The organism is Paenibacillus sp. FSL E2-0178 (assembly GCF_038593005.1).
Classification (GTDB): Bacteria; Bacillota; Bacilli; order Paenibacillales; family Paenibacillaceae; genus Paenibacillus_AQ; species Paenibacillus_AQ phytohabitans.
In genome coordinates this window covers 554,072-577,401 of the sequence record NZ_CP151953.1, presented here as the reverse complement: position 1 = coordinate 577,401, position 23,330 = coordinate 554,072, and the positions used below count along the sequence as shown (strand labels likewise).

The window sequence follows — 23,330 nt, the reverse complement described above, 5'->3', positions numbered from 1 at the left end:
AATAGTGTGGTGAGGAAGACATGTTAAAAGCTACTGCGATTACACTCAGCAACGGTTTTGAGATCGCGCTGATTATATCCGTTCTTATTGTATGGCTCCGCCATACCGGAAACAGCCGCTTCAGTAAATGGATCTATTCCGGGACAGCTGCTTCAGCCGTTATCGGTTGGGTAGTACTATACCTGCTGAAATGGTCCGGCCCGAAGAAAGAAAGCTTCACCGGCTGGACCATGGCGGTGTCCTTCATCCTGGAGATTGCATTGCTAATCTGGGTGATCAGGGAAAGAAAGCTTCACACCCGGAAGAACAATGCAGCGCAATTGCTGTGGAGCAGAGGCGGCGTGAGGACCGTATTCATTTGCCTCACTTCTGTCTGCCTGACCGTGCTGCCGGTGATGCGCATCCTGCAGTTTCCAAGCAGCATCTTCATCCAGACCTACAGTGTAGTCAACACGGAGCTTATCCTTAAGTTCACTGGCGGCTTGCTCGGCCTGGTATGCAGCATATTGTTCGGCCTGTCTTTTGTAAGAAGCACACGTACACTTTCGGCCCGCAGCTCTGTGGCTGGAAGTGTCTTGCTTCTGGCCGCGATGATGCTTAACCAGCTGTTTACAGTTGCACAGATCCTGTTCGCCAGAGGGGTATTTCCGCTAACTCCGGTGACGATGGACATTCTGATTCCCGTTATTAACAATATGGATAAATATCTATACGTATTGCTGGCAGCTTCTTTCATCTGGACCGTAACGGTCTTATTGTCGTTTTTCCGGAGAGAAGAAAAACTGTCAGAGACGTGGAATCCTGCAGTCCAGCGGAAATTCAAAGCCCGGGTACGAAATGACAAGCGCTGGCTGGCAGCTATTGCCGCCCTGATGGTGCTTGTTCCTGCCTTGCTTAGTGTTGAGGCAGTGTTGGCCAACCAGACTATCGAATTATCCCCGGCGGAGCCGGTTACACCCGATCCAAGCCAGCACATCGTGATTCCGCAGGCTTCTGTAAATGACCGGAATCTCCACAGATTCGGTTATACGGCCGCAGATGGTACGATTGTCCGGTTCATTATCATCCGCAAATCCGAGACGATGTATGGAATCGGCTTCGATGCCTGCAAAATCTGCGGATCATCGGGGTATTATCAGAAAGGCAACAAAGTCATTTGCCGGAAATGCGACGTCATTATGAACATTCCGACCATCGGGTTCGAAGGCGGCTGTAATCCGATCCCGCTGGCCTATCACATGGATAAAGGCAATCTCGTTATTGCCAGCAGTGACCTCGAGAAGGAAACCGCTACGTTTCATCAGGAGGATCTGTTCCAGCATTAAGGGATGACGGCGTTATAAGATTGGGGATGGGAAAATGTTTTTCAGAATGCTCGCCAAGGCGTTTACTGTAGGCTTTAAGGGCAAGCTCCTGCTTATTATCACCATTGCCTTCGGAGCGTCCCTCGCTACAGCCATGCTGAATGTATCGCTGGATGTCGGCGATAAAATGAACCGGGAACTCAAAACCTACGGTGCCAATCTGCAGGTCCTTCCAAAAATGGATGCTTTGCCTGCGGAGATCGACGGGGTGGACTTCAATCCGCTGGCTGACAGAGAGTTCATTGATGAGCAGGAGCTGCCCAAGATCAAGACGATCTTCTGGGCCTATAATATAGTGGCCTTTACTCCGTATCTGGAGGCTTCCGCCAGCGTGAATAACGTGAACCATCCTGTAGCGGTGGTAGGCACCTGGTTCAACAAAGATCTGGATCTGCCTACAGGGGAGAAGATTAACACAGGTATCCGGCAGCTCAAAACATGGTGGCAGGTTGACGGGGAATGGGTGAAGGACGATGACGGCAGCACTGCGATTGTAGGTTCAGCCCTGGCTGGACAGCTTGGATTAACACCCGGACAGACCGTGGACGTCAATATTGAAGCGGGCGGTGTCAGCAAGAGTCTGCCGCTGAAGGTTGCAGGCATCTTAAGCGGCGGAGGAACAGATGATGACAAAATCTTCGTTTCTCTAAGCACATTGCAGCAAACGACCGGGCTTACCGGTAAGGTAAGCAGAGTTGAAGTGAGTGCACTGACCACCCCGGAGAACGAGCTGGCCCGCAGGGCCGCGCTGAATCCGGACCGGCTATCCGCGAAGGATTATGAGACCTGGTATTGCACCGCGTATGTCAGTGCGATTGCCTATCAGATTGAGAAGGCGCTGCCCGGCTCCGAGGCTAAGGTTATCCGGCAGGTTGCCGAATCCGAGGGCATGATTCTAACCAAAATTCAGCTGCTGATGTTCATCCTTACAGCTGCTGCGCTCATCAGCTCCGGTCTCGGAATCTCCGGCCTGATGACTACTAAAGTGCTGGAAAGAAGCAAGGAGATCGGCCTGATGAAAGCGCTGGGGGCACAGAGCTCCGCCGTACTGCTGTTATTTGTGATGGAAGCCGTAATCTCCGGGCTTGCAGGCGGACTCCTTGGTTACGGTGCGGGTCTTGGTTTCGCCCAGATTATCGACCGCACTGTATTCGACACCGCGCTTTCATTTAAAGGACTGGTTCTGCCGCTCGTCCTGCTGCTCTCCGTGCTGCTCACCCTGGCCGGAAGCTTCTCGGCCATGCGGATGGTTATCCGTCTGCAGCCAGCTAATGTAATGAGGGGCGGGAGATAAGCATGCGCAAATCAACGATGTTCATCAGGATGCTGATCAGCTCCTTTCAGCTGCGGAAATCAAGAATGTTAATTGCGCTATTCGCTATCATTGTCGGAACCGCGGTAATCTCCGGCCTGCTAAGCGTGTACTATGATATCAATATCAAGATGGGGATGGAATTCCGCTCGTATGGCGCGAACCTGATCCTCACGCCAACCTCGGAATCGCAGAACAAAGTATTTCCGGAGAGCACTACACAGGAGATCGCCGGTATATTCCCGCAGCAGGATGTCGTCGGATATACGTCCAATCTCTATGGTCTGGTGACAATCAATTCCCGCAGACTCGTGGTAGTCGGTACCTGGTTCGATCAGATTCCGAAGATCACACCGTACTGGGAAGTTACAGGAACTATGGATACAGACCGGAATGCCTCAGGAACCGTGCTTGTCGGAAAGGACTTAGCGGAGAAGCTGGGTTACAAGATTGGAACGGTGCTTCCGATTCAGGATGAAGTCTCAGGTAACGAGCAGAAGGTTACGGTAACCGGGACGATCAGCAGCGGCGGGACCGAAGATAATCAAATATTCATCAATCTGGCAGATGCCCAGAAGCTGTTTCATCAGGAAGGCCAAGCGAATGCAGCTTACTTCAGTATTGCCGGGGAGGGACTGGATGCGGCAGCCTCAGCGGTCAATCTGAACTATCCGCAAATGGAGCTTAGTCCGATCAAGCAAATCTCCGGCTCGGAGACCGTCATGCTGGACAAAATCAGCTCGCTGGTCTATATCGTCGTGATCATTATTCTCTTATCTACTCTACTATGCGTAGCCACCACGATGATGACGATGGTGATGGAGCGCAAGCAGGAGATTGCCCTGAAAAAAGTGCTCGGCGCCCAGAACAAAGCACTGGCGCTGGAGTTTCTGAGCGAAGCCGGGGTACTGGCGCTGGCAGGAACCCTTGTAGGATTGGTGTTCGGCTATTTCCTGGCCCAGGTCATCGGGGAAAGCGTCTTTCATTCCTCCATATCCTTCCGCTGGGCAGTTATTCCGCTTGTCACGGTTACAGCCCTGCTTGTAGCCGGGCTGGCTTCGCTGATTCCGCTCAGATCCGTCATCGGCATTGAGCCGGCAGTTGTGCTCAAAGGGGAATAAGACTGAAAGGGGTAAGGACAATGAGTATTCTGGAAATCACCGGAGTTAGCAAGAAATATGACAGTCTGCATGCCTTGAAGGATATCACATTCGCTGTAGAACCGGGAGAATGGCTGTCTATTATGGGCTCCTCCGGTTCGGGAAAGAGCACGATGCTCAATATGATCGGACTTATGGACAAGCCGAGCAGCGGCCAGGTGAAGATAGACGGCATAGCCACCAGCTCAATGAGCTCCAGGAAGCTGACGGAGATCCGCAAAGATAAAATCGGCCTAGTCTTCCAGCAGTTTCACCTGATCCCGCATCTTACGGCACTGGAGAATGTTATGGTTGCCCAATACTATCACAGTATGCCTGACGAGAAGGAGGCAGCGGCGGCCCTGGCAAGAGTAGGTCTGGAAGGGCGTGCCAGGCATTTGCCGCGCCAGCTGTCCGGAGGAGAACAGCAGCGGGTGTGCATCGCCAGGGCGCTGATCAATTATCCGGCGCTGATTCTGGCCGATGAGCCGACAGGGAACCTGGATGAAGCCAATGAGAAGATTGTGCTGGACCTGTTCCAGGAGCTGCATCAGGAGGGACATACGATTATTATGGTGACCCACGCGCCGGAGGTCGGGGAACTGGCCGAACGGCAAATCCGGCTGGAACACGGAGTCATCAAGGAGATCCGGATGCCCAATAAGGTTGTTGCTGTCCAGCAGGAGCTGGTTAATAATTAAACAGATCACATTCGATTAGAGGAACGGAAGCCAGGTAATGCAGCAATTACCCGGTTTCCGTTTTTTTGCGCGGACATTATTTTGCGGACATTATTACATGAACTACAAGCATTCCGTTATGGATATGCCACGCTCGGACTCGTATAATCAACTGGTATATAGCAATATATTTATGTGAATTTGAGTCAGGAGGTGGTCCTGTTGGAGAGTCGATGGGCTATAGTTACGGGTGCTGACCGGGGCGTTGGGCTGAGTCTGGTTAAGGCACTGCTGGAGCAGGGTTATCATGTGTTGGCCGGGCAGTATCTGCAGGAGAGCAATGAGGCCTTGGAACAGCTGAAGGCAAGCTATGAAGAGCAGCTGCAGGTGCTGAACCTGGATATAAGCGACGGAGATAGTGTACAACAAGCTGTCGAGTCTATTGCAGCTTGCACGGACCGGGTGGATATTCTGATTAACAACGGGGCGATTCTGGGTGATATGAAGATGACGGTTCAGGATACGCTGGATTTCGAAGAAATGGAGCAGGTCTTCCGGGTGAACACACTAGGCTCGCTGCGAATGTCGAACGGCTTAATCGAATCTATTCTCCGGAGTGACAGCAAGCTGATCGTCAACATTTCATCAGAAGCAGGCAGTATTGGAACCTGTTGGCGCAACAGCTGGTATGCTTACTGCATGTCCAAGGCCGCGCTTAATATGCAGTCTCAGTTAATTCAGAATCAGATTGCGGCGCAAGGCGGCAAGGTAATGGTTGTCCATCCCGGGCATGTCCAGACTTATATGCAAGGGAAGCTGGATACAACCGGGAGCCTCACCGCTGATGAATCAGCCGGGTCTATTCTTCGGCAGATCGCGAATCGCCTGAAGCCGGATTACGGACAGCAAGAGCTTACTCTGATTGACTATGCCGGTAATACGCTGCCCTGGTAAGTGGTGAGGATTCAATATCATTGAAAAATCCTGCACAAATTACAACAATTTGCTCATTTTTCCGGCGCCAATCCGCCATTGTTGTATGAAATGCAGCATTTCTTCGCTTCCCAGCGGCTAACTATAGAAGAAACTTGCCTGAAGTTTAGCTTTCGGGCTTTTTTTAATGGGATCGTATAATATGAAGCTGAGAGCCCGTCAGCAATTATATGTGGAGGTGTGTGTAATGGCAGAGCAGAAGTACAGGCCGGAGGTAAGCATTGAACCTTGGGATGCCGGAGATTTCGGATTGCTGCAGCAATTGAATTCTCCCGAGATGACAGTTTTCCTTGGAGGACCGGAAACGGAAGAGAAGCTCCTGTCCCGTCATAAACGTTACTGTGAGATTGCCGGAACTGGAACAGGGAGAATGTTCAAGATCCTGTTGCAGCCAGAGCTAGAAGTAGCCGGCAGTGTAGGTTACTGGGATCAGACTTGGCATGGGGAACCTGTGTATGAGATCGGATGGAGCGTGTTAACTGCTTTACAAGGGCAAGGTATAGCTGCAGAAGCAACCGTTAAGGCCATAGCTAGGATCCATTCAGAGCAGAAGCACAAGTATATTCATGCTTTCCCCAAAATCAGCCACCCTGCTTCTAACGCCATTTGCCGTAAGCTTGGCTTCACATTTATGGGCGAATGTGATTTTGAATATCCTTTAGGCACGATGATCCGGTGTAACAACTGGAGATTAGCTCCGGACCTGGAAGTTAATTTTTAATAGACAATTTCGTTAAAATAGTGCATTACTGTACTTTTTAGGCGAAATCATAAATTGTATTACAAAGAGACTCGAGTATAATAATAGACATGAATTCATTTAAATAAAGGGTTAGCCAACTTGTTTGGTTGACCCTTTTTGGCGGAAGAATAATAAACGTCCAGAAATAATCAGGAGGAGTACACAATGGAGATTACAGATGCCGCAAAGAAATACCACGAAAGAATGTTTCCGGGCTACGAATCCAAGCTTCATGTAACAGATCCCGAGTTTATCGAGCGGTTTGATAATTTTGCATTTGATGAAGTGGTTCATCAGGATGATTTGGATGACCGGACCCGTATGATGGCCATTCTATCTGTATTAATCGGCTGTCAGGGAATCGATGAGTTCAAAGCAATGCTGCCCGCTGCCCTGAACTTTGGCGTTACACCGGTGGAAGCCAAGGAAATTGTCTATCAGTCCGTCGCTTATCTCGGCATTGGCAGAGTTCTTCCCTTCCTGCATGTCCTGAATGATGTATTGTCTGCGGGAGGTGTGGAGCTTCCTCTACCGGGGCAGGCCACAACCACTATGGAAACGCGTCTTGAAGCGGGGATTCAGGCGCAGGTGGATATTTTTGGCGAGAGTATGCAGGAGTTCTGGAAATCAGGCCCGGAGGAGAGCCGGCACATCAATCAATGGCTTGCGGCTAATTGCTTCGGCGACTACTATACCCGGCAAGGACTGGATCTCAAACAAAGAGAGATGATTACGTTCTGCTTCCTGTATGCGCAAGGCGGTTGTGAACCGCAGGCGACCAGTCATGCCGCAGCCAATATGAGGCTTGGAAATGATAAGGAGTTCTTGATCAAGGTCATTTCTCAATGCCTGCCTTTCATCGGTTATCCGCGTAGTCTGAATGCGCTACGGTGTGTGATCGAAGCAGCAGCGAAATGATAGTTAACAGGAGGATTAAATGATTATGCACAAAAGAACATGGCTGATTACAGGTGTCAGCAGCGGGTTTGGTTATGTGATGACGCAGCAGCTCCTTGAGCAAGGGGACAAGGTAATCGGAACGGTCCGCAACAAAGAGAAGGTAGCCGGTCTTATTGAGAAATATCCGGATACTTTCATTTGCGAGCTGCTGGATGTGACCGATGTTCCTGCCATCCGGAAGCTGGTCGATGATTCTTTTGACAAGTCCGGAGTGATTGACGTGATCGTAAGTAACGCAGGTTACGGTTTGTTCGGTGCAGCCGAGGAACTGTCTGACGCTGAGGTGGATCATATCATCGCCACGAATCTGACCGGCCCGATTCAGCTCATCCGTTCCGCCCTGCCACATCTGCGCGCACAGGGCAGCGGCCGTATTATTCAGCTGTCTTCCTATGGCGGACAGGTTGCCTTCCCGGGCAATTCGATGTATCACGCTACGAAGTTCGGCATTGAGGGCTTCTGTGAATCTGTGGCCCAGGAGGTCGCTGCTTTTAACATCGGGATTACACTCGTAGAACCGGGAGGAGCCCGTACCGAATTCCGCTATGGCAGCGCACAGGTTGCTTCATTAATGCCAGAATATGAGGGGAATCCTGCGCACGGCTTTTTGAGCATGCTGGACGGTTCGAATGGGCTGGCTCCCGGCGATCCGGCGCGTATGGCTGCCCGTATTATCGAGAGTGTGGACGTAGAGCCTGCACCGATGCGTATGGTGTTAGGCTCCCAGGCATTGGCCGCCACCCTGTCGACCCTTATGAAGCGTGTTGCTGATTTCGAGAAGCAGACCGACTTGGCTGCCTCAACGGACTTTCCGGCTGGTGAATAACCGGCACTAATCAGACGGGGTTAAAATCACTTGTAACTATTAACTTAGGAGGAATTATAAATGGAGTATGTAACCTTAAACAACGGAGTACAAATGCCGATTCTGGGCTATGGAGTCTATCAGATTTCAGATCAGGCGGAATGTGAGAAATGTGTGCTGGATGCCCTAAGCGTAGGCTACCGTTCCATTGATACCGCACAAGCTTACCGGAATGAGGAAGCCGTTGGCCGTGCTATTAAGAAGAGCGGAGTTCCCCGGGAAGAATTGTTTATCACAACCAAAGTATGGATCTCTAATGCAGGCTATGAACAAGCTAAAGCTTCTATTGAAGAATCCCTGCGAAAGCTGCAGCTGGATTATTTGGATCTGGTCCTGATTCATCAGCCGTTTGGGGATTACTACGGAACGTACCGTGCATTAGAAGAGCTGTATAAGGCCGGTACCCTCAGAGCAATTGGTGTAAGTAATTTCTATCCGGACCGATATATCGACCTTGTGCAGTTTACTGAAGTAGTGCCGGCTGTCAATCAGGTGGAGACCCATGTCTTCAACCAGCAGGTCAAAGCTCAGGAAATCATGGAGAAATACCATACGCAGATTGAATCCTGGGGTCCTTTTGCCGAAGGGAAAAATAATTTGTTCACCAACACCACCTTACAAACGGTGGCTGATCAATATCATAAATCCACGGCCCAGGTGGCGTTGCGCTATCTGATTCAGAGAGGCGTGGTAGTCATTCCCAAAACAGTTAGCCGAAACAGAATGGAAGAAAACATAAATGTATTTGACTTCGGACTGACGCCGGAGGACATGGCTAAGATCGCTGCACTCGATACAGGCGAAAGCGCATTTTTCTCCCACTACGATCCGCAAGTCGTTGAGAACCTCACTGGCTACGGGAAACAGGGTCTGGAATAAATTTTATACGAAGCAGCTATGCTAGAATTGAATAGCAGGTGTTAGAGGGCTGCCGGGATTTCCCGGGGCCCTTTTTCGTTTAAATAACATCAAAGTGAATCTTGCCGTTCCAATTCTACTAGGTTACAGTCAAGATTGTATAAGACGGTACACCGGATCTGTGATATAATCCTACTCTAAAATAAACGAGCAAAATTACTTCAAGAGGTGCAATCATGCGGTTTCATGAATTTTATATCGGACAAGTATTTAGAACCAAATCTCTAACCTTATCGAAAGAGGATATCACCAGATTTGCCGGCGAATTTGATCCGCAATATATGCATCTGGATGAAGAGAAGGCAGCACAAGGCCGATTCAACGGAATCATTGCTTCAGGAATTCAGACCCTGGCTGTGTCGTTTAAGCTGTGGGTGGAGACAGGCAGTTATGGGGATGAGGTTATTGCCGGAACTGCGATGAACAACATTAAATTCATGCGCCCCGTATATCCGGGTGATGAATTGTATACCATGGTTGAAGTGACCGGGGTAGAAGAGAAGCGGAATGCAACAGGCCTGGTTACGGTGTTATTATCAACGTTCACCAGCTCAGACGATCAGGTTTTTGAGGGCGAGCTGTCTGTGCTGGTGAAGCAGTGAAATCTTTTATCCTCTTAATGGTCTGAAAAATTCACGGATGTCTTCAGCCAGAGGCGCGGGATCTTCCATGGCTGTAAAATGTCCGCCGCGGGGCATGGTAGTCCAGCGGGTGATATTCAGATTGCGGTCAGCCCATTCCCGGGGCGGCAAGGCGACATCTCCCGGGAAAATAGCTATACCGGTAGGCACCTCAATGCGCCCGAGAGGCGGCAGTGAATGCGTGTTCTCGTAATAGATATTCGCTGTTGACCCTACTGTATGGGTAACCCAATAGATCATAATATTCGTAAGCAGTTCATCCTCGCTAAAGCTGTTCCTTAGGTCACCCTTGCAATCACTCCATGCATGGAATTTCTCAATAATCCAAGCTGCCAATCCTACAGGTGAGTCGTTCAGTCCGTAGGCAAGCGTCTGTGGTTTCGTCGATTGAATCGACATGTACCCGCCTTCATCAGCCATCCATTGCGAAGTATTCTTGATGTACAGGAGCTCTTCTTCAGTCAACCCCGACTTATCCTGGACAGCCAGAAGATTCCGGATGATGCCGATGTCGGTAAGATGTATACCGGTAAGAAGTTCAGGGTGGTTGAATGCCAGATACCGTGTAACACCAGAGCCGACATCCCCGCCTGCCGCAGCGAATTTCGGGTAGCCCAGATGTTCAGTCATTAGTTTGGCCCACAGCTCAGCCACATAAGCATTATTCACACCAGCGCGCTTCAGGCCATTAGAGAAGCCGAATCCGGGCACGGAAGGGACAATGACATCGAAGGAATCCTCGGGATTCCCGCCATAACGGGCAGGGTCCGTAAGCATAGGGATAATTTTCTCGTATCGCACAAAGCTGTCCGGCCATCCGTGCGTAAGGATAATCGGCTGCGGATTAGGGCCTTTGCCGCGCTCGTGCACGAAATGCACATCGATTCCATCGACGTTACAGCGAAAATGTGACAAGCGGTTCAACTCGGCTTCTCTGGCGCGCCAATCAAACTGCTCACGCCAATACGTAACGAGCGACCGTAAATAACCCTGATCCGTACCCCGTTCCCAGTCAGAACCCTCTAATGGATCGGGCCAGCGGACATGATCCAGTCTGTATTTCAGGTCTTCAAGGATTTCATCAGACACCCGGATTTGAAAACGTTCAATCGGCATATTGCTCTCTCCTTAAGTGTATTAGCTACAGCAACGATATAACTATAGTATATCTTTTCAAAATCATGAGGCAATGCCGTAATCAAATGCTAAGGATAATGCTAAGGATAATAGAAACAAAAGAAATCTATACCACCTGGAGGGATGCTAAGCATGAACGAAATGAATCAGGAGTATATCGTGATATCCGGTGCAAGGGAGAACAATCTTAAGAACGTATCCTTGCGTATCCCGAAACGGAAAATCACCATCTTCACCGGAGTATCCGGCTCCGGCAAGTCATCCATCGTCTTCGATACGATTGCTGCTGAATCCACGCGGCTGCTGAACGAGAACTTCAGCATGTTCGTGCGAACCTTCCTTCCGCGTTATCCGCAGCCGGATACAGACGGGATCGAGAACCTGAGCATGGCTGTTATTGTAGATCAGAAACGGCTGGGCGGCGGTTCTCATTCCACGATGGGTACGATAACCGACATCTCGCCTATTCTCCGTCTGCTGTACTCCAGGGTGGGACAGCCCCATGTAGGCGGAGTGAACATGTTCTCGTTCAACGATCCGCAAGGGATGTGTCCCGAATGTAACGGGATCGGCCGCAAGCTGGGGGTCGATATGAGCCGGGCCGTGGACATGTCCAAGTCGTTGAATGATGGAGCCCTCATGCTGCCGGATTATGCAGTCGGCGGCTGGGATTGGAACATGATCGTGCAGGCCGGTGACTTCGATCTGGACAAGAAGCTGAGCGAATATTCAGATGCGGAGCTGGAACAGCTGCTGTATGGCAAGGCCAGGAAAGTGAAGATGGATTTTGCCGGGAAGGCAACTAACATTACGGTAGAAGGTGTTATTGAGAAGTTCACGGGCAAGTATATCAGACAGGATGTGAAGACCAAATCTGAGCGTACGCAAAAAATGGTCGCCCCGTTCATCACCGAAGGCACCTGCTCCAGCTGCCATGGAGCAAGACTTAGCCAGGCTGCGCTCAGCTGCCGGATCAATGGAAGGAACATTGCGGAGCTGTCCGCTATGGAAGTCGGGCAGCTTATCCGCACCATCCGGGAGATAGAGGAACCTGCCGCAGCTCCGGTCGTCAAGTCGCTGGCGGAGCGGCTGCAGCATCTGGTCGATATCGGGCTGGACTACCTGACGCTGGACCGTGAGACCGATACGCTATCCGGCGGAGAATCACAGCGCGTCAAGATGGTGAAGCATCTAAGCGGCAGCCTGGTGGATGTCACCTACATCTTCGATGAGCCCAGCGTTGGGCTGCATCCGCGGGATGTCCACCGGCTAAATGAGCTGCTGGAGAAGCTTCGCGACAAAGGGAATACCGTCATTGTCGTTGAACATGATCCCGATGTCATCAAGCTGGCGGATCATATTGTTGATGTCGGGCCTCACGCCGGCAGCCGTGGCGGTAATATTGTCTATGAAGGCAGCTTCCAGGGCTTGCTAGAGTCAGGTACACTGACAGGCACCCATATGAAGCGGCCGCTTAAGCTGAAGCAGGACTGCAGACCGTCTTCCGGTCAGCTGCCCATCCAGAATGCCTCTCTGCATAACCTGCAGAATGTAAGTGTGGATATTCCTACCGGCATACTGACAGTGGTAACAGGTGTCGCAGGTTCGGGCAAAAGTACGCTGATTAATGATGTCTTCCTCAGTCAGCATCCGGATACGATCGTTATTGACCAATCGGCGATTGGCGTCTCAACACGCTCCAATCCCGCTACCTACACGGGAATTATGGATGATGTCCGCAAGGCTTTTGCCGCGGCCAATAAGGTGAATCAAGGGCTATTCAGCTTCAACTCCAAGGGGGCCTGCGAGAATTGCCAGGGACTTGGTGTCGTGTATACAGACCTTGGTTTCCTCGACAGCGTGAAGCTGCCTTGCGAAGTATGCGGAGGCAGACGGTTCAAGGAGGAAGTGCTTGCCTACAAGCTGAACGGCAAATCCATTGCTGAGGTCCTGGAGATGACTGTTGAGCAGGCTCTTGAGTTCTTCCAGCTCAAAGAGGTGGTGCGCAAGCTTCAGGCTATGAGTGATGTGGGACTGAACTATATTACACTCGGCCAGCCGCTCAGCACGCTCTCGGGCGGAGAATGCCAGCGCATTAAGCTGGCCAGCGAGCTGCATAAGAAGGGCAGCATCTATGTGATGGACGAGCCGACGACCGGCCTGCACATGTCCGACATCGGACACCTGCTGGAGATCATGAACCGGCTGGTGGATGCCGGCAATACGGTGATCGTCATCGAGCATAATCTCGATGTGATTAGCCAGGCAGACTGGATCATCGACATGGGGCCGGACGGAGGCAGCAAAGGCGGAGAAGTGGTGTTTGAGGGCACACCTTCGCAGATTATTGATGCGGAGCATTCGATCACGGGGAGATATTTGGCGTAGTTATCGTCTGGAACCCGCATTATATGCGGGTTTTTCTTTATAATGCTATAAATTATTATAGATAACTCCATCTTCAGACCCAGAAATGAGATTGACCGTAGATAAATAGAAAGATACCATAGAGTTGATGCAATCACCTTTTCTTGGAAATGTGGTTCTGTTAGAGAGTAAGTAACTAATGTGGAGTTCATAGGAAATAACTGTACTTCGTACAGTTAAATCAGGGAGATAAACCTAATCTAATTTGACGGTTTAATTGTATCCTGTACAACTAAAAATAGCGGAAAGTCTTCTCTTACGAAATATGATGATTCTAATTGTAGAAAATACAATTAAAACACTCTCAACGCAATAATCGATCGCTTTAGTTGTACATAATACAGTTAAAGCTTACGTGCATGCTCGTTACGGCCAGCCTGCAGTTTAAGCAGGGAATAGGAGGAGTGATAATGTTTAATTACATTGTAAAAATCATACCAAAGCATGAGAAAACCATCCCCGGCGAAAAAGAGAGAAATGCAATTAAAAATCAAATGAGATTAATGACCGTTAACAAAGAAATAAGTGAACAGCTATATAATGAAGTAACATTTATAGATAGTGGATCGAATTTTGAAGGGATTAGATGCAATCATTGTATGACGTATTTAGAACCCGATTGGTGGGCTGAGCAAATGGATACAAAAAGCTCCAACCAGTTTAATGATTTATCAATAATTTCACCTTGCAGCGCCTCGGCTTTATCATTAAATGAATTGTATTATATTTGGCCAATGGGTTTTGCAAAATATGTTATTGAGATCATGAATCCCGAAGAAGATGAAGTGATTAGGATTGAACAATTTATAGAAAATATAAACTACAAATTAATAAGAGCGCATTACTAGAAATCCCAAAGTAAATATAGAGGCGATACAACATTAAACTATTCTTTATCTGCAGCCGGAATAAGTGGCGCAGTTCGATTGCTGAGAAGATTTTTGACGGATATAACGGTTACGAAGCAAGGTCGGCAGGCACGGAAGAAGGAGCAAGAATAAAGGTGACCGAAGGACATATCGGATGGTCGGATCTGATATTCGTAATGGAGAAGAAGCATACAAGAAGGCTAAGGGACAAATTTGCAGACTCCCTAAGGAACAAACAGGTAATCTATCTTGATATCCCGGACGACTATAGATTTATGGATGAAGAACTAATAGAAATACTGAAATCCAGAGTATCTGAATATATTGAAGTTCCTGAATAAAGCAAATACAGAATGAAGTGGAATCGTTGAAAGCGTGAGGTGAACCAATGGACAGAATAGCCAATATCAGATCCGAAGAGAAGAAATATCATGATGACTGTTACGATACATACGACTTATTCGAGCCAGGGTCCTGGCTGCACAGACCCGTTAAGACGGTGATCAGCCTTTTAGAGGAATATAAGGAGCGGGAATACTTAAGTGTGCTGGATTTAGGATCGGGAATTGGCCGGAACAGCATGCCTATCGCTGAATCTTTGAAATATAGGGATGGTAAAGTAGTGTGCGTTGACCTGCTGGAATCGGCTATAGATAAACTGAATAGCTACAGTAAGGAATATGGAGTTGAACAATACATAGTGGCAAGGTTATCCGATATTGAACAGTTCACCATTGAACCAGATGAGTATGATATTATCGTAGCCGTATCTTCTTTAGAGCATGTCAGTTCAGAGCAGGCACTGGAGCGGAAACTGCAGGAAATGAATGCCGGAACGAAACGAAATGGAGCGAATTGTATTATTATCGCTTCGAACATTCGTGAAGTTAACCTCGCACAAGCGGAAGAACTCGATCCCATGTTTGAAGTGAATCTAACTACGGCAAGAATGTTCGAGCTGCTGGATCAGCAGTATGCCGGCTGGGAAGTTGAGCAACGCTTCGTAAAACCGCTGGAATATGAAATCAGCAGAAAAGGGGAACCTGTTAGGCTGACTTCGGATTGTATAACGTTTGTGGCTAAGAAGAGCTGATCTCATGGGGATCGGCTTTTTATTTTGACCGCTGACACGCAAGAGAAATTTCATTATTTCTGTCCAACTGTGACCCTACGCACCACCCCTTCTGTTCAATCGTCTACATTAAAAGTATAGCGTTAAGCTTTTTCATAAACTTCCGGAATTTGATTTGAATCCTCCTTTTTGTGTGGCAGCCGTAATAGAATGAGGTTGCTGATAAGGATTATCAATCAAAACATTGGAGGTTAACAAAATGAGTACACAATTCAAACAAATCGCCGGGGATACTTACTGGGTAGGCAAAATAGATAACCGTCAGGTTCCGTTCCACCGCCTGATTCTGGCTAAAGGAACAACCTATAATTCCTATCTGTTAAAAACGGGCAAGCCGACCGTGATTGATACGGTAGATATGGAGTTCGGCCGTGAATATGCCGAGTGTCTCGCCGGTATGATTGACCTCATGGATATTCATTACATCGTAATTAACCATACGGAGCCCGACCATTCCGGCGGCCTGGCAGCCCTTGCATCCCAGGCTCTAAATGCCACAATCGTGTGCACCGAAATCGCTGTGCCGGAACTGCAGGAAATGTATAAGCTGCACAGCCGGAACTTCCTGGTCGTTAAAGATGGCGATACGCTGGATATCGGCGGGAAAACACTGCTGTTCAAAGAAACGCCGTACCTTCATACTGCCGAGACGATGATCACGTATTGTATCGAGGATCAGATCCTGTTCCCCTGCGATATCTTCAGTACACATGTAGCTGTTGAGAATCTGTTCAGTGATGAAGCGGGATTTGATATCACTGAAGATTACAAGGGCTATTATGCCGCCATTATCCATCCGCACAGAAGATATGTAAGAACACTGCTGGAAGCGGTCAAGGATATGGATATCCGCATGATTGCCCCATCCCATGGATTCCTGATCCGGGAGGATATCCCTAAATTCATTGATCTGTACGCCACGATGAGCCGCGAAACGACTCAAGGTAAAAAAGCAGTCATCGTATATACCACCATCAAGAACAGCACGAAGAAAATGGCCAAAATCATTCAGGATTGCCTGCAGGAGAATAATATCGGAACGGAAGTCTGGGATGCGGATAAAAGCAGCACTGCGGATATTCTGAACAGCATTGCTTCTGCAGACGCGGTCTTTATCGGCAGCTCTACTAAATATGCGGACATGATCGGGAACCTGGAGGATGTGCTGAAGGAGCTGCAGCATATGAATCTGGAAGGCAAGCTTGCGGCATCCTTTGGCTCGTACGGCTGGAGCGGAGAAGCCATCGAGGTCATTCAGGACTATCTGAACGGAACGAATATGACCGTGCAAAGCACTTCGGAGGTCATCAAAACCACCGGTATGACACATGTTGAATTCCCGGTTAGAGTAAGATTCTCCCCTAAAGAGCCGGAGAAGGTCCAGAAAATTAAAAATGCGGCTGAATTTGTATCAGATCTGCTGCTGAGCTCAATCTAGGGAGGAGGAATAACACATGACGAAGCATTATGTAATCGTCGGCGGCGGCGTCTCCGCCGTCCATGCCGCCAAAGCAATCCGCGATCAGGACGCAGAAGCAGAAATATCGATTCTAGGTGAGGAAAGCGGGCTTCCGTATAACCGGATTAAGCTGACCAAAAGCCTGTTCACCGACCTGCACAGCGAGAAGGTGCTGATCAAGAAAGAGAAGTGGTACCGGGATAACCGTATAAACGTCAAGACCTCAACCCGGATCACCTCGATCCAGCCGGATTGCCGGATGGTAGAGACAGAAGACGGCCAGCGGGTGGAGTATCATAAGCTGCTGTTGTGTATGGGCGCGAGGAACCGTGCACTCTCTATCGAAGGTGCCGGACTTCACAATGTCCATACAATCAGAGACATGAACGATGCGGACCGGTTAAAAGATAGTCTGCAGGATGGCAGCCGCGTAGCGGTAATTGGCGGAGGCGTGCAGGGCATCGAGACGGCTTGGGCTTTGTTCGAAGCAGGTTACGAGGTAACCGTGATCGAAGCAGCCCCGTCCCTGATGGGCAGACAGCTGGACGGGCACTCCTCCAGCCTGCTTAAGGAGACTCTGGAACAATCCGGAGTGAAGGTGATTCTGCAAGCAGGGATAACCTCTATTACGGGTACAGACTATGTTACCGGGATTACGCTGGACGATGGTTCTAATCTCCCGTGTGACCATGTTGTATACTCTATCGGAATTGTCCCGAACACGGCGCTTGTAAGCGGATCGGCAATTCAAGTCCGGAACGGCATTATTGTAAACGAACAATTGCAAACCAGCGATCCGAACATCTTTGCTGCCGGTGATGTTGCTGAAATTAACGGGCATGTTGAAGGACTATGGGGCGGTGCAATAGAACAGGGAAGGATTGCCGGCAGCAACATGGCTGACAGTCTGACCGTTTACCGCAGAGCGGTTCCGGTTACTTTGTTTAATGCTTTTGGGATTTCTCTGTTCTCCATTGGCAACACAGATGAACGGCAATGCGATGTGTCGGTCAGCGGAGAAGAGAATGGCGCCTATACGCGGATCTATGTGAAAGATAATACAATTACCGGTGCGTTATCCTGGCAAGGAGCCGCTGCCTCCCTGACGTATAAGTGGGCTGTAGAACAAGGGATCAGCCTGACCGGAATTCATCTTGACGGCAATAACATAGAAGCTATTATGGCTGAAGTACAATCCCGATTGAACTAAAAAACAACCTATTAGGAGCTGATAAGAATGAAGAAATACATCTGTACACCCTGCGGCTATATCTATGACCCGGCAATAGGCGATCCTGATGAGGACGTAGCCGCCGGCACCGCGTTTGAAGATTTGCCTGAAGACTGGGTATGTCCGGTCTGCGGAGAGGATACAAGTCACTTCGTAGCAGTTGAAGATAAGAAATCTGTTACTCATTAGAGTAAGCAGCTTCTAAATACTACATTTCAGGGGGAACGGTATGAAAGAGCACTCCTGCCAGCACGCCGCAGAACCTTGTACACGCAAGGTGCCGATTTTTGCTGCATTGACGGACGATGATCTCACCAGAATTAGCGCTATGATTAAGCACCGCAAGTTTACCAAAGGTCAGCCGTTAATTCTTGAAGGGGCGCCGTCAGATACGCTGTATATTATTCAACAGGGGCATGTGAAGCTATCCAAAATGACTCCTGAAGGCAAGGAACAAATCCTGCACATTCTGACGAATGGGGATTTCTTCGGGGAGCTTAGTATTTTTAACAGTGATGAGCTTAGTAATTTTAACGCATATGCCCTGAAAGACACTAATATTTGTATGCTGACCCGGAATGATATGGAGCAGTTAATGACAGATAATCCGGATATCTCTCTCCGGCTGCTGAAAAGTGTAACCAAAAGACTCGCCCACACAGAGAATCTGGCGCAGAGCCTGGCGACCAAAGATCCGGAGATCCGGATTGCCTGCATGATCATGGAACTCAGTGACAAATACGGCAAGCGGCATGGCAGCCGTATTCATATTGATCTTCCGCTGTCCCGTGAAGAGCTGGCCAGTTATGTCGGGGTGACCCGCGAGACCATTAGCAGGAAGTTCTCCAGGTTTGAGGATTCGGGCCTGATCAAGCTGATTGGTAATAAACAGATGGTGCTCATGGATCCGGCCGGTGTAGAGAAGTATATGGGAAATTGAATTATAATAAAAGCGGCATTTCCACCATTAGATAATGGGGAGATGCCGCTTTTGAATACCCGGATTAGTTAAGGTGATCTGACTCCCATCAATCTTTACGGAACGCCTCATCCAGCATCAGGATCTCTGCTCTTCTGCTGACAGCCTGATTCCCCAGCTTAACATCAATGATGAAGTCATTGCTCAGCATCTGGCGGTACCGGGCAATAATGTCCTCTTCCGGCAAATCAGCCATCTGTTTCGTTTCCGGCGGGATGACCTGTATTCCGGACTGCTCAACTTGCTTAATATTGCGTTTAATATCAGCAGCAAGCTTGCTCAATGTACTGTCGCTTCTTGCAGTCTCCAAATCCACCATACCCGTACCATCCTCCGTATAAAAGTGCTTGTTGACTGCTGCCAGGGCAGCGTGTGAGATATGGAAGGCCTTTATATCCGGTTCGATTATATTAGTTAGACCTGCCTGCTCAAGGAGTCCGGCAAGACGATTCACTCTTTCGGTCGTCTGTCCATTGATTTCACCAAATATAGTCCCTTGCCCAGGCTCCGTTCCAAACTGGGCGTAGAGCACACCGTCTTTGAGGTCTCCGCCAGCACCCGGGAAGCCCGGAAGCAGCCGCTCGCCTACGATTTCAAGCCAGGAGTCATAACCTACCGTGTTGGTCAACGTAATAATGGTCTGGCTTCTGTTATTCTTAATCGCCTCAAGAGCAGACTCCGCCTGATCATACCGGACCGGAACAAAGATGAAATCGTAGATATCTTCGTCATCCAGCTCCGCAATTACTTTTATCGGAATTTGTTGTATCGTGCCTTTCTCATTGTATCGCAGACCCTGCTTCTGGAGGGCTTCCAGCCGCTTGCCCCGGGCCAGTAAGGTAACGTCAAGTCCTGACCGTGCGAACCGGAGTGCGTACACACTGCCAATCACTCCAGCGCCAACGATTAATATTCTGTCTGAATGTATACTCAAGTTCATCTGTCCTTTCAATTAGGTAACACACATTGTTTAAACAACACATGTCTGATACGATTGATGATAGTCCGGCATCCCGTTGATTTCAATCGGCAGACTCGGGGATAAGTCGGTTAAACAACATAGATTAAGATTTGATGTCTAAGCAGGGGGAGTTAGCGATGGTTAACCAGATAGATCCAAGGGTTGTGCGCACAGGGCAGCTGATTAGAGAAGCCTTCCGGGAGTTGCTGCGGTTGAGAAGCTTCGATACGATCACCATCAAAGATATCGCAGAGAGAGCTACCATTAACCGCGCCACATTTTATACTCATTACGAGGATAAATATGCATTGCTGGATGAAATCATCGAACAGGCTTTCCGCAAGATGATTCCCGGACCCGTGGAGCATGCGCTGGAGTTCACAGATGAAATATGTAACGAGCTCATCCTGATGACTTACCGGTATATTTTGGATTTTTATGAGATCTGCCGGATGGATTCCAAATCGATTGCTACACTGGTGGACGAGAAGATCAAGCAGCTGCTGCAGCAGATTATTGAGCGCATTTTTGTAAAAGGAGATCATCCTCATTCCGCAGACCCCAATCAGACAACAATGCTGGCGGCCATGACAGGGTCAGCGATCTATAGCGCAGCGTATCAATGGTTCAAAGCCGGGGAGAAGGAACGGACGGATCTCCTTGTAGACATCGTACGTCCCTATGTGATGAACGGTCTGGGATTATCATAATTAGGATAACAATGGAGGAACAACCTAATGCAATATCACACCAAAGTACTGGCCTACATTATATATAACGATAAGCTGCTCGTGTTCAGGCACAGGGACTACCCGGAAGCTGGTGTGCAGGTTCCTGCCGGGACTGTAGAATCGGGCGAGAGTATAGAAACGGCATTATTCCGGGAAATACTGGAGGAGTCAGGAATAACGAAGGATGAGCTGCGGCTAGTCAAGCATTTGAAGACGTATCTGTACTACGCGGCGTATAAACAACAACATCATGAAAGACATGTATATCAGTTAGAGTTAATTGAAGAGCGGCCGGCCCGGTGGGAACATACGATAGAAGCATCCGGAGAAGACTTAGGTCTGACCTTTGAATATTTCTGGATTCCGGTGCATGAGGCTGATCTCGCCGGCGGGCAGGGAGAATGCTTAGAATTATGCTGTTAGATTGCGCTGTAATTAAAAATGTGGATTTCAATGACCCTAACTGTTAATATAATAATATTTGCAAAAGTTAAGGTTACAGGAAAATGAGGACGACGGAATGAAAAAGATTGTCAGCCATAAAGCTTATTTTATCGGAATGCATGTACTAATATTTATCCTCTTATTTACAACACTGTACGCTTCCTTCCCGACCATCCGGGTTAAAGTGAAAGAAATCATCGATCCGGCGGAAAAAGTATATACGATCGCCCACCGTGGTGCGTCCGGATATGCTCCGGAGAACACGATACCGGCCTTCGAGCTGGCGCGTGAAATGGATGCTGACTCGATTGAGCTGGATATCCACCTGACCAAGGATCAGATTCCTGTTGTTATCCATGATGATACGGTCAACCGCACGACTAATAGCAAAGGGTATGTAAAGAACATGACGCTGGAGCAGATCAAACAGCTGGATGCCGGGTCGTGGTTCAATAAAGCGTATCCGATGTTTGCCAGAGAAATATATGCAGGGACCACCATCCCCACCCTCGATGAGGTATTCGAAACCTTTGGCAAAGAGATCAGCTATGTCCTTGAAATCAAGGAATCAACGCCGAAGATTAATATCGAAGTCCTCTTGAATGAATACATTAAGAAATATAATCTGGAAAAAGTAGTGGCCATACACTCTTTCAGCGCAGCCAGTCTGCGGAAGTTCCATTCCATCAACCCGGATATTCCGTTGTACCAGCTCGTATGGAATGATTATACCTCGGTAAGACTTACCGAAGCTTATCTGGCGGATGTGAAGTCCTATGCTGTCGGCATCAGCCCGAATTTCCAGGGGACCAGCGCGTCTTATGTGGCGCAGATAAAGCGGGCGGGACTTAAGGTCATGCCCTATACCATTAATTATCAGCTCAATATGGATAAAGCTTATTCTTGGGGTGTGGATGGAGTCTATACCAATTTCCCTGACCGTTTCCATGAAGTCATTGAGACGAACAGGAAGAACGCGAACTGGTAACTTAGCAGAATTTCTCATTTCATAGCACAGGGTCCAATTCTTGTTCTTAACGGAGCAAGAGTTGGACCCTGTGTGTATATTGGACAAGAAGAGCAGGTTTCTTACAACGAGCTGAACACAATATTACGCAGCTTGCGAGTGACCGGCAGTGTGCCGGCATCTTTTTTCTGAATCATGAACAGGAAGGTCAGGCTGTCCTGCGGACTGTTGGTGAAATAAGCTCCCAGCCAGCCGTCCCAGCCGTATTCACCCTGGCCGCCGATCACTCCGGCTTTTCCGGTGTCTTTCAGGATACGCATCTGGTTGCCATAGCTATACCCCTGCAGGGAATGCCAGGTATCGAAGCCTTTTTGCTGCCCATCGCTTAGAACAGCTGTAGTCATATATTGAACGGTTCTAGGCTTGAGCAGCTGAACGCCGTTCAAGCTGCCCTGGTTCATCAGCATGGTGGTGAACTTGGCAGCATCGTCAATCGTTGAGACCAGGCCCGCTCCGCCTGACTCGTAGGCCGGCTCCCGGTCCATATGATGGTAGATGCCCAGATGGCTCTCCGCATACAGCTTCAAGCCTCCTTCGCCGTCCTCCTGGTAGACTCTGGCCAGGCGGTTTCTTTTGTCTTCAGGAAGCCAAAAGCCGGTGTCCTGCATTTGCAGCGGGCTGAATATTTCCTTCTGCAAAAATTCGCCGTACCGCATGCCGCTAACCGCTTCCACTATGGCTCCCAGAACATCCGCTGAGGTCCCGTACTGCCAGAACGAACCCGGCTCGAACGAAAGCGGGCCTTCACCCAGACGGGTGGCGAATTCCATGGTGCTCATCCGGTTATCGCCGTGCAAGCGGCTGTCCAGCTCCTGGAACAAAGCCTCCGTATGCAGAGCGGCTTTGCCTGTATCTCCTCCGTATACGAGTCCCGAGGTCATATTCAGCAGATCGTGAATGACTACCTCCCGGCTGACAGGCACCAGTTCTCCGTTCTTTTCGACCAGCTGGTTCTTAAACCCTGGAATATAACGGCTTACCGGATCGAACAAATCGATCTCACCGCGCTCAAGCAGCAGCATGATGGCGGCTGATGTAACCGGTTTCGTCATCGAGTATAGACGGAAGATCGAATCCCGGGTGACAGGACGTCCCGCTTCGACATCGGCTAAGCCGTCTTCGTGATAGAACACCTCGCGTCCGTCCTTGATGACCATCAGGTTCGCACCTGCGATTTCCTGGTTACCGATACTTGCTCTCAATGTTTTTTTCAATAGGCTGGTTGTGTTTGAATCTAGCATGTTCCTAAAGTCTCCTTTTCCGGATAAGTTCCCTGAAGCCAAATCAGATATTGTCATTACACTACTTGAAAATATTAA

General features: G+C 49.0%; 24 protein-coding genes. 21 read left to right on the top strand and 3 right to left on the bottom strand.

Translation table 11 applies throughout. The features are described from left to right. The first annotated feature begins 20 nt into the window (after positions 1–20). The 10 genes from MHI42_RS02325 (at position 21) to MHI42_RS02280 (ending at position 9,575) form a co-directional block, all read left to right on the top strand. Positions 21–1,325, top strand: a complete 1,305-nt coding sequence (locus tag MHI42_RS02325; RefSeq protein WP_342422615.1) for a Fe-S-containing protein — start codon at positions 21–23, stop codon at positions 1,323–1,325. Between the two features lie 34 nt (positions 1,326–1,359). Continuing rightward, positions 1,360–2,658, top strand: a complete 1,299-nt coding sequence (locus tag MHI42_RS02320) for an ABC transporter permease (protein WP_342422614.1) — start codon at positions 1,360–1,362, stop codon at positions 2,656–2,658. Positions 2,659–2,660: 2 nt separating this feature from the next. Continuing rightward, positions 2,661–3,797 carry an FtsX-like permease family protein gene (locus tag MHI42_RS02315; protein WP_342422613.1) on the top strand — a complete coding sequence of 379 codons (1,137 nt, stop codon included), beginning with the start codon at positions 2,661–2,663 and terminating at the stop codon, positions 3,795–3,797. A gap of 20 nt (positions 3,798–3,817) precedes the next feature. Continuing rightward, complete coding sequence (locus MHI42_RS02310) at positions 3,818–4,516, top strand: ABC transporter ATP-binding protein (RefSeq protein WP_342422612.1); 699 nt, start codon at positions 3,818–3,820, stop codon at positions 4,514–4,516. A 192-nt stretch (positions 4,517–4,708) separates the two neighbouring features. Further along, positions 4,709–5,449 (top strand): SDR family NAD(P)-dependent oxidoreductase, encoded by a 741-nt coding sequence (locus MHI42_RS02305; protein ID WP_342424673.1) that lies wholly within the window; start codon positions 4,709–4,711, stop codon positions 5,447–5,449. 226 nt (positions 5,450–5,675) lie between these two features. Continuing rightward, positions 5,676–6,209, top strand: coding sequence for a GNAT family N-acetyltransferase (locus MHI42_RS02300; protein WP_342422611.1), 534 nt, complete (start codon positions 5,676–5,678; stop codon positions 6,207–6,209). Positions 6,210–6,395: 186 nt separating this feature from the next. Next, complete coding sequence (locus tag MHI42_RS02295) at positions 6,396–7,148, top strand: carboxymuconolactone decarboxylase family protein (RefSeq protein WP_342422610.1); 753 nt, start codon at positions 6,396–6,398, stop codon at positions 7,146–7,148. A gap of 25 nt (positions 7,149–7,173) precedes the next feature. Next, positions 7,174–8,016: an SDR family oxidoreductase gene (locus MHI42_RS02290; RefSeq protein WP_342422609.1), complete on the top strand. Its 843-nt coding sequence runs from the start codon at positions 7,174–7,176 to the stop codon at positions 8,014–8,016. 60 nt (positions 8,017–8,076) lie between these two features. After that, positions 8,077–8,934, top strand: a complete 858-nt coding sequence (locus MHI42_RS02285; protein ID WP_342422608.1) for an aldo/keto reductase — start codon at positions 8,077–8,079, stop codon at positions 8,932–8,934. A gap of 215 nt (positions 8,935–9,149) precedes the next feature. Then, positions 9,150–9,575: a MaoC family dehydratase gene (locus tag MHI42_RS02280; RefSeq protein ID WP_042137298.1), complete on the top strand. Its 426-nt coding sequence runs from the start codon at positions 9,150–9,152 to the stop codon at positions 9,573–9,575. A 6-nt stretch (positions 9,576–9,581) separates the two neighbouring features. On the opposite strand, the gene MHI42_RS02275 is transcribed toward MHI42_RS02280, so the two are convergent. Next, on the bottom strand, positions 9,582–10,730 hold the full coding sequence (locus MHI42_RS02275; RefSeq protein WP_342422607.1) for an epoxide hydrolase family protein: 1,149 nt from the start codon (positions 10,728–10,730) through the stop codon (positions 9,582–9,584). A gap of 153 nt (positions 10,731–10,883) precedes the next feature. Here MHI42_RS02275 and MHI42_RS02270 point away from each other — a divergent pair, with 153 nt between their 5' ends. The 8 genes from MHI42_RS02270 (at position 10,884) to MHI42_RS02235 (ending at position 18,809) form a co-directional block, all read left to right on the top strand. Next, positions 10,884–13,139, top strand: coding sequence for an excinuclease ABC subunit UvrA (locus tag MHI42_RS02270; RefSeq protein ID WP_342422606.1), 2,256 nt, complete (start codon positions 10,884–10,886; stop codon positions 13,137–13,139). A gap of 449 nt (positions 13,140–13,588) precedes the next feature. Next, positions 13,589–14,026, top strand: coding sequence for a hypothetical protein (locus tag MHI42_RS02265; RefSeq protein ID WP_342422605.1), 438 nt, complete (start codon positions 13,589–13,591; stop codon positions 14,024–14,026). A gap of 32 nt (positions 14,027–14,058) precedes the next feature. Further along, positions 14,059–14,388 carry a protein tyrosine phosphatase gene (locus MHI42_RS02260; RefSeq protein ID WP_342424672.1) on the top strand — a complete coding sequence of 110 codons (330 nt, stop codon included), beginning with the start codon at positions 14,059–14,061 and terminating at the stop codon, positions 14,386–14,388. A 47-nt stretch (positions 14,389–14,435) separates the two neighbouring features. After that, entirely contained in the window at positions 14,436–15,140 is a 705-nt protein-coding gene (locus tag MHI42_RS02255; protein ID WP_342422604.1) for a class I SAM-dependent methyltransferase, read from the top strand. Positions 15,141–15,378: 238 nt separating this feature from the next. After that, complete coding sequence (locus tag MHI42_RS02250; RefSeq protein WP_171719552.1) at positions 15,379–16,617, top strand: FprA family A-type flavoprotein; 1,239 nt, start codon at positions 15,379–15,381, stop codon at positions 16,615–16,617. A 16-nt stretch (positions 16,618–16,633) separates the two neighbouring features. Continuing rightward, positions 16,634–17,848: an FAD-dependent oxidoreductase gene (locus MHI42_RS02245; protein ID WP_342422603.1), complete on the top strand. Its 1,215-nt coding sequence runs from the start codon at positions 16,634–16,636 to the stop codon at positions 17,846–17,848. A 27-nt stretch (positions 17,849–17,875) separates the two neighbouring features. After that, complete coding sequence (rd, locus tag MHI42_RS02240; RefSeq protein WP_039307922.1) at positions 17,876–18,058, top strand: rubredoxin; 183 nt, start codon at positions 17,876–17,878, stop codon at positions 18,056–18,058. Between the two features lie 40 nt (positions 18,059–18,098). After that, entirely contained in the window at positions 18,099–18,809 is a 711-nt protein-coding gene (locus MHI42_RS02235) for a Crp/Fnr family transcriptional regulator (protein ID WP_171719554.1), read from the top strand. Positions 18,810–18,897: 88 nt separating this feature from the next. Here the strand turns inward: MHI42_RS02235 and MHI42_RS02230 are convergent, their stop codons facing one another. Next, on the bottom strand, positions 18,898–19,782 hold the full coding sequence (locus MHI42_RS02230; RefSeq protein ID WP_342422602.1) for a 2-dehydropantoate 2-reductase N-terminal domain-containing protein: 885 nt from the start codon (positions 19,780–19,782) through the stop codon (positions 18,898–18,900). A gap of 164 nt (positions 19,783–19,946) precedes the next feature. Here MHI42_RS02230 and MHI42_RS02225 point away from each other — a divergent pair, with 164 nt between their 5' ends. From MHI42_RS02225 to MHI42_RS02215, 3 genes are all read left to right on the top strand, one after another. Continuing rightward, on the top strand, positions 19,947–20,519 hold the full coding sequence (locus tag MHI42_RS02225; protein WP_342422601.1) for a TetR family transcriptional regulator: 573 nt from the start codon (positions 19,947–19,949) through the stop codon (positions 20,517–20,519). A gap of 27 nt (positions 20,520–20,546) precedes the next feature. Next, a complete protein-coding gene (locus MHI42_RS02220) occupies positions 20,547–20,963 on the top strand; it encodes an NUDIX domain-containing protein (protein WP_342422600.1) in 417 nt (138 codons plus the stop codon). Positions 20,964–21,060: 97 nt separating this feature from the next. Then, entirely contained in the window at positions 21,061–21,972 is a 912-nt protein-coding gene (locus MHI42_RS02215; protein WP_342422599.1) for a glycerophosphodiester phosphodiesterase family protein, read from the top strand. A gap of 101 nt (positions 21,973–22,073) precedes the next feature. On the opposite strand, the gene MHI42_RS02210 is transcribed toward MHI42_RS02215, so the two are convergent. Further along, a complete protein-coding gene (locus MHI42_RS02210) occupies positions 22,074–23,225 on the bottom strand; it encodes a serine hydrolase domain-containing protein (RefSeq protein WP_342422598.1) in 1,152 nt (383 codons plus the stop codon). Between the last annotated feature and the right edge of the window lie 105 nt (positions 23,226–23,330).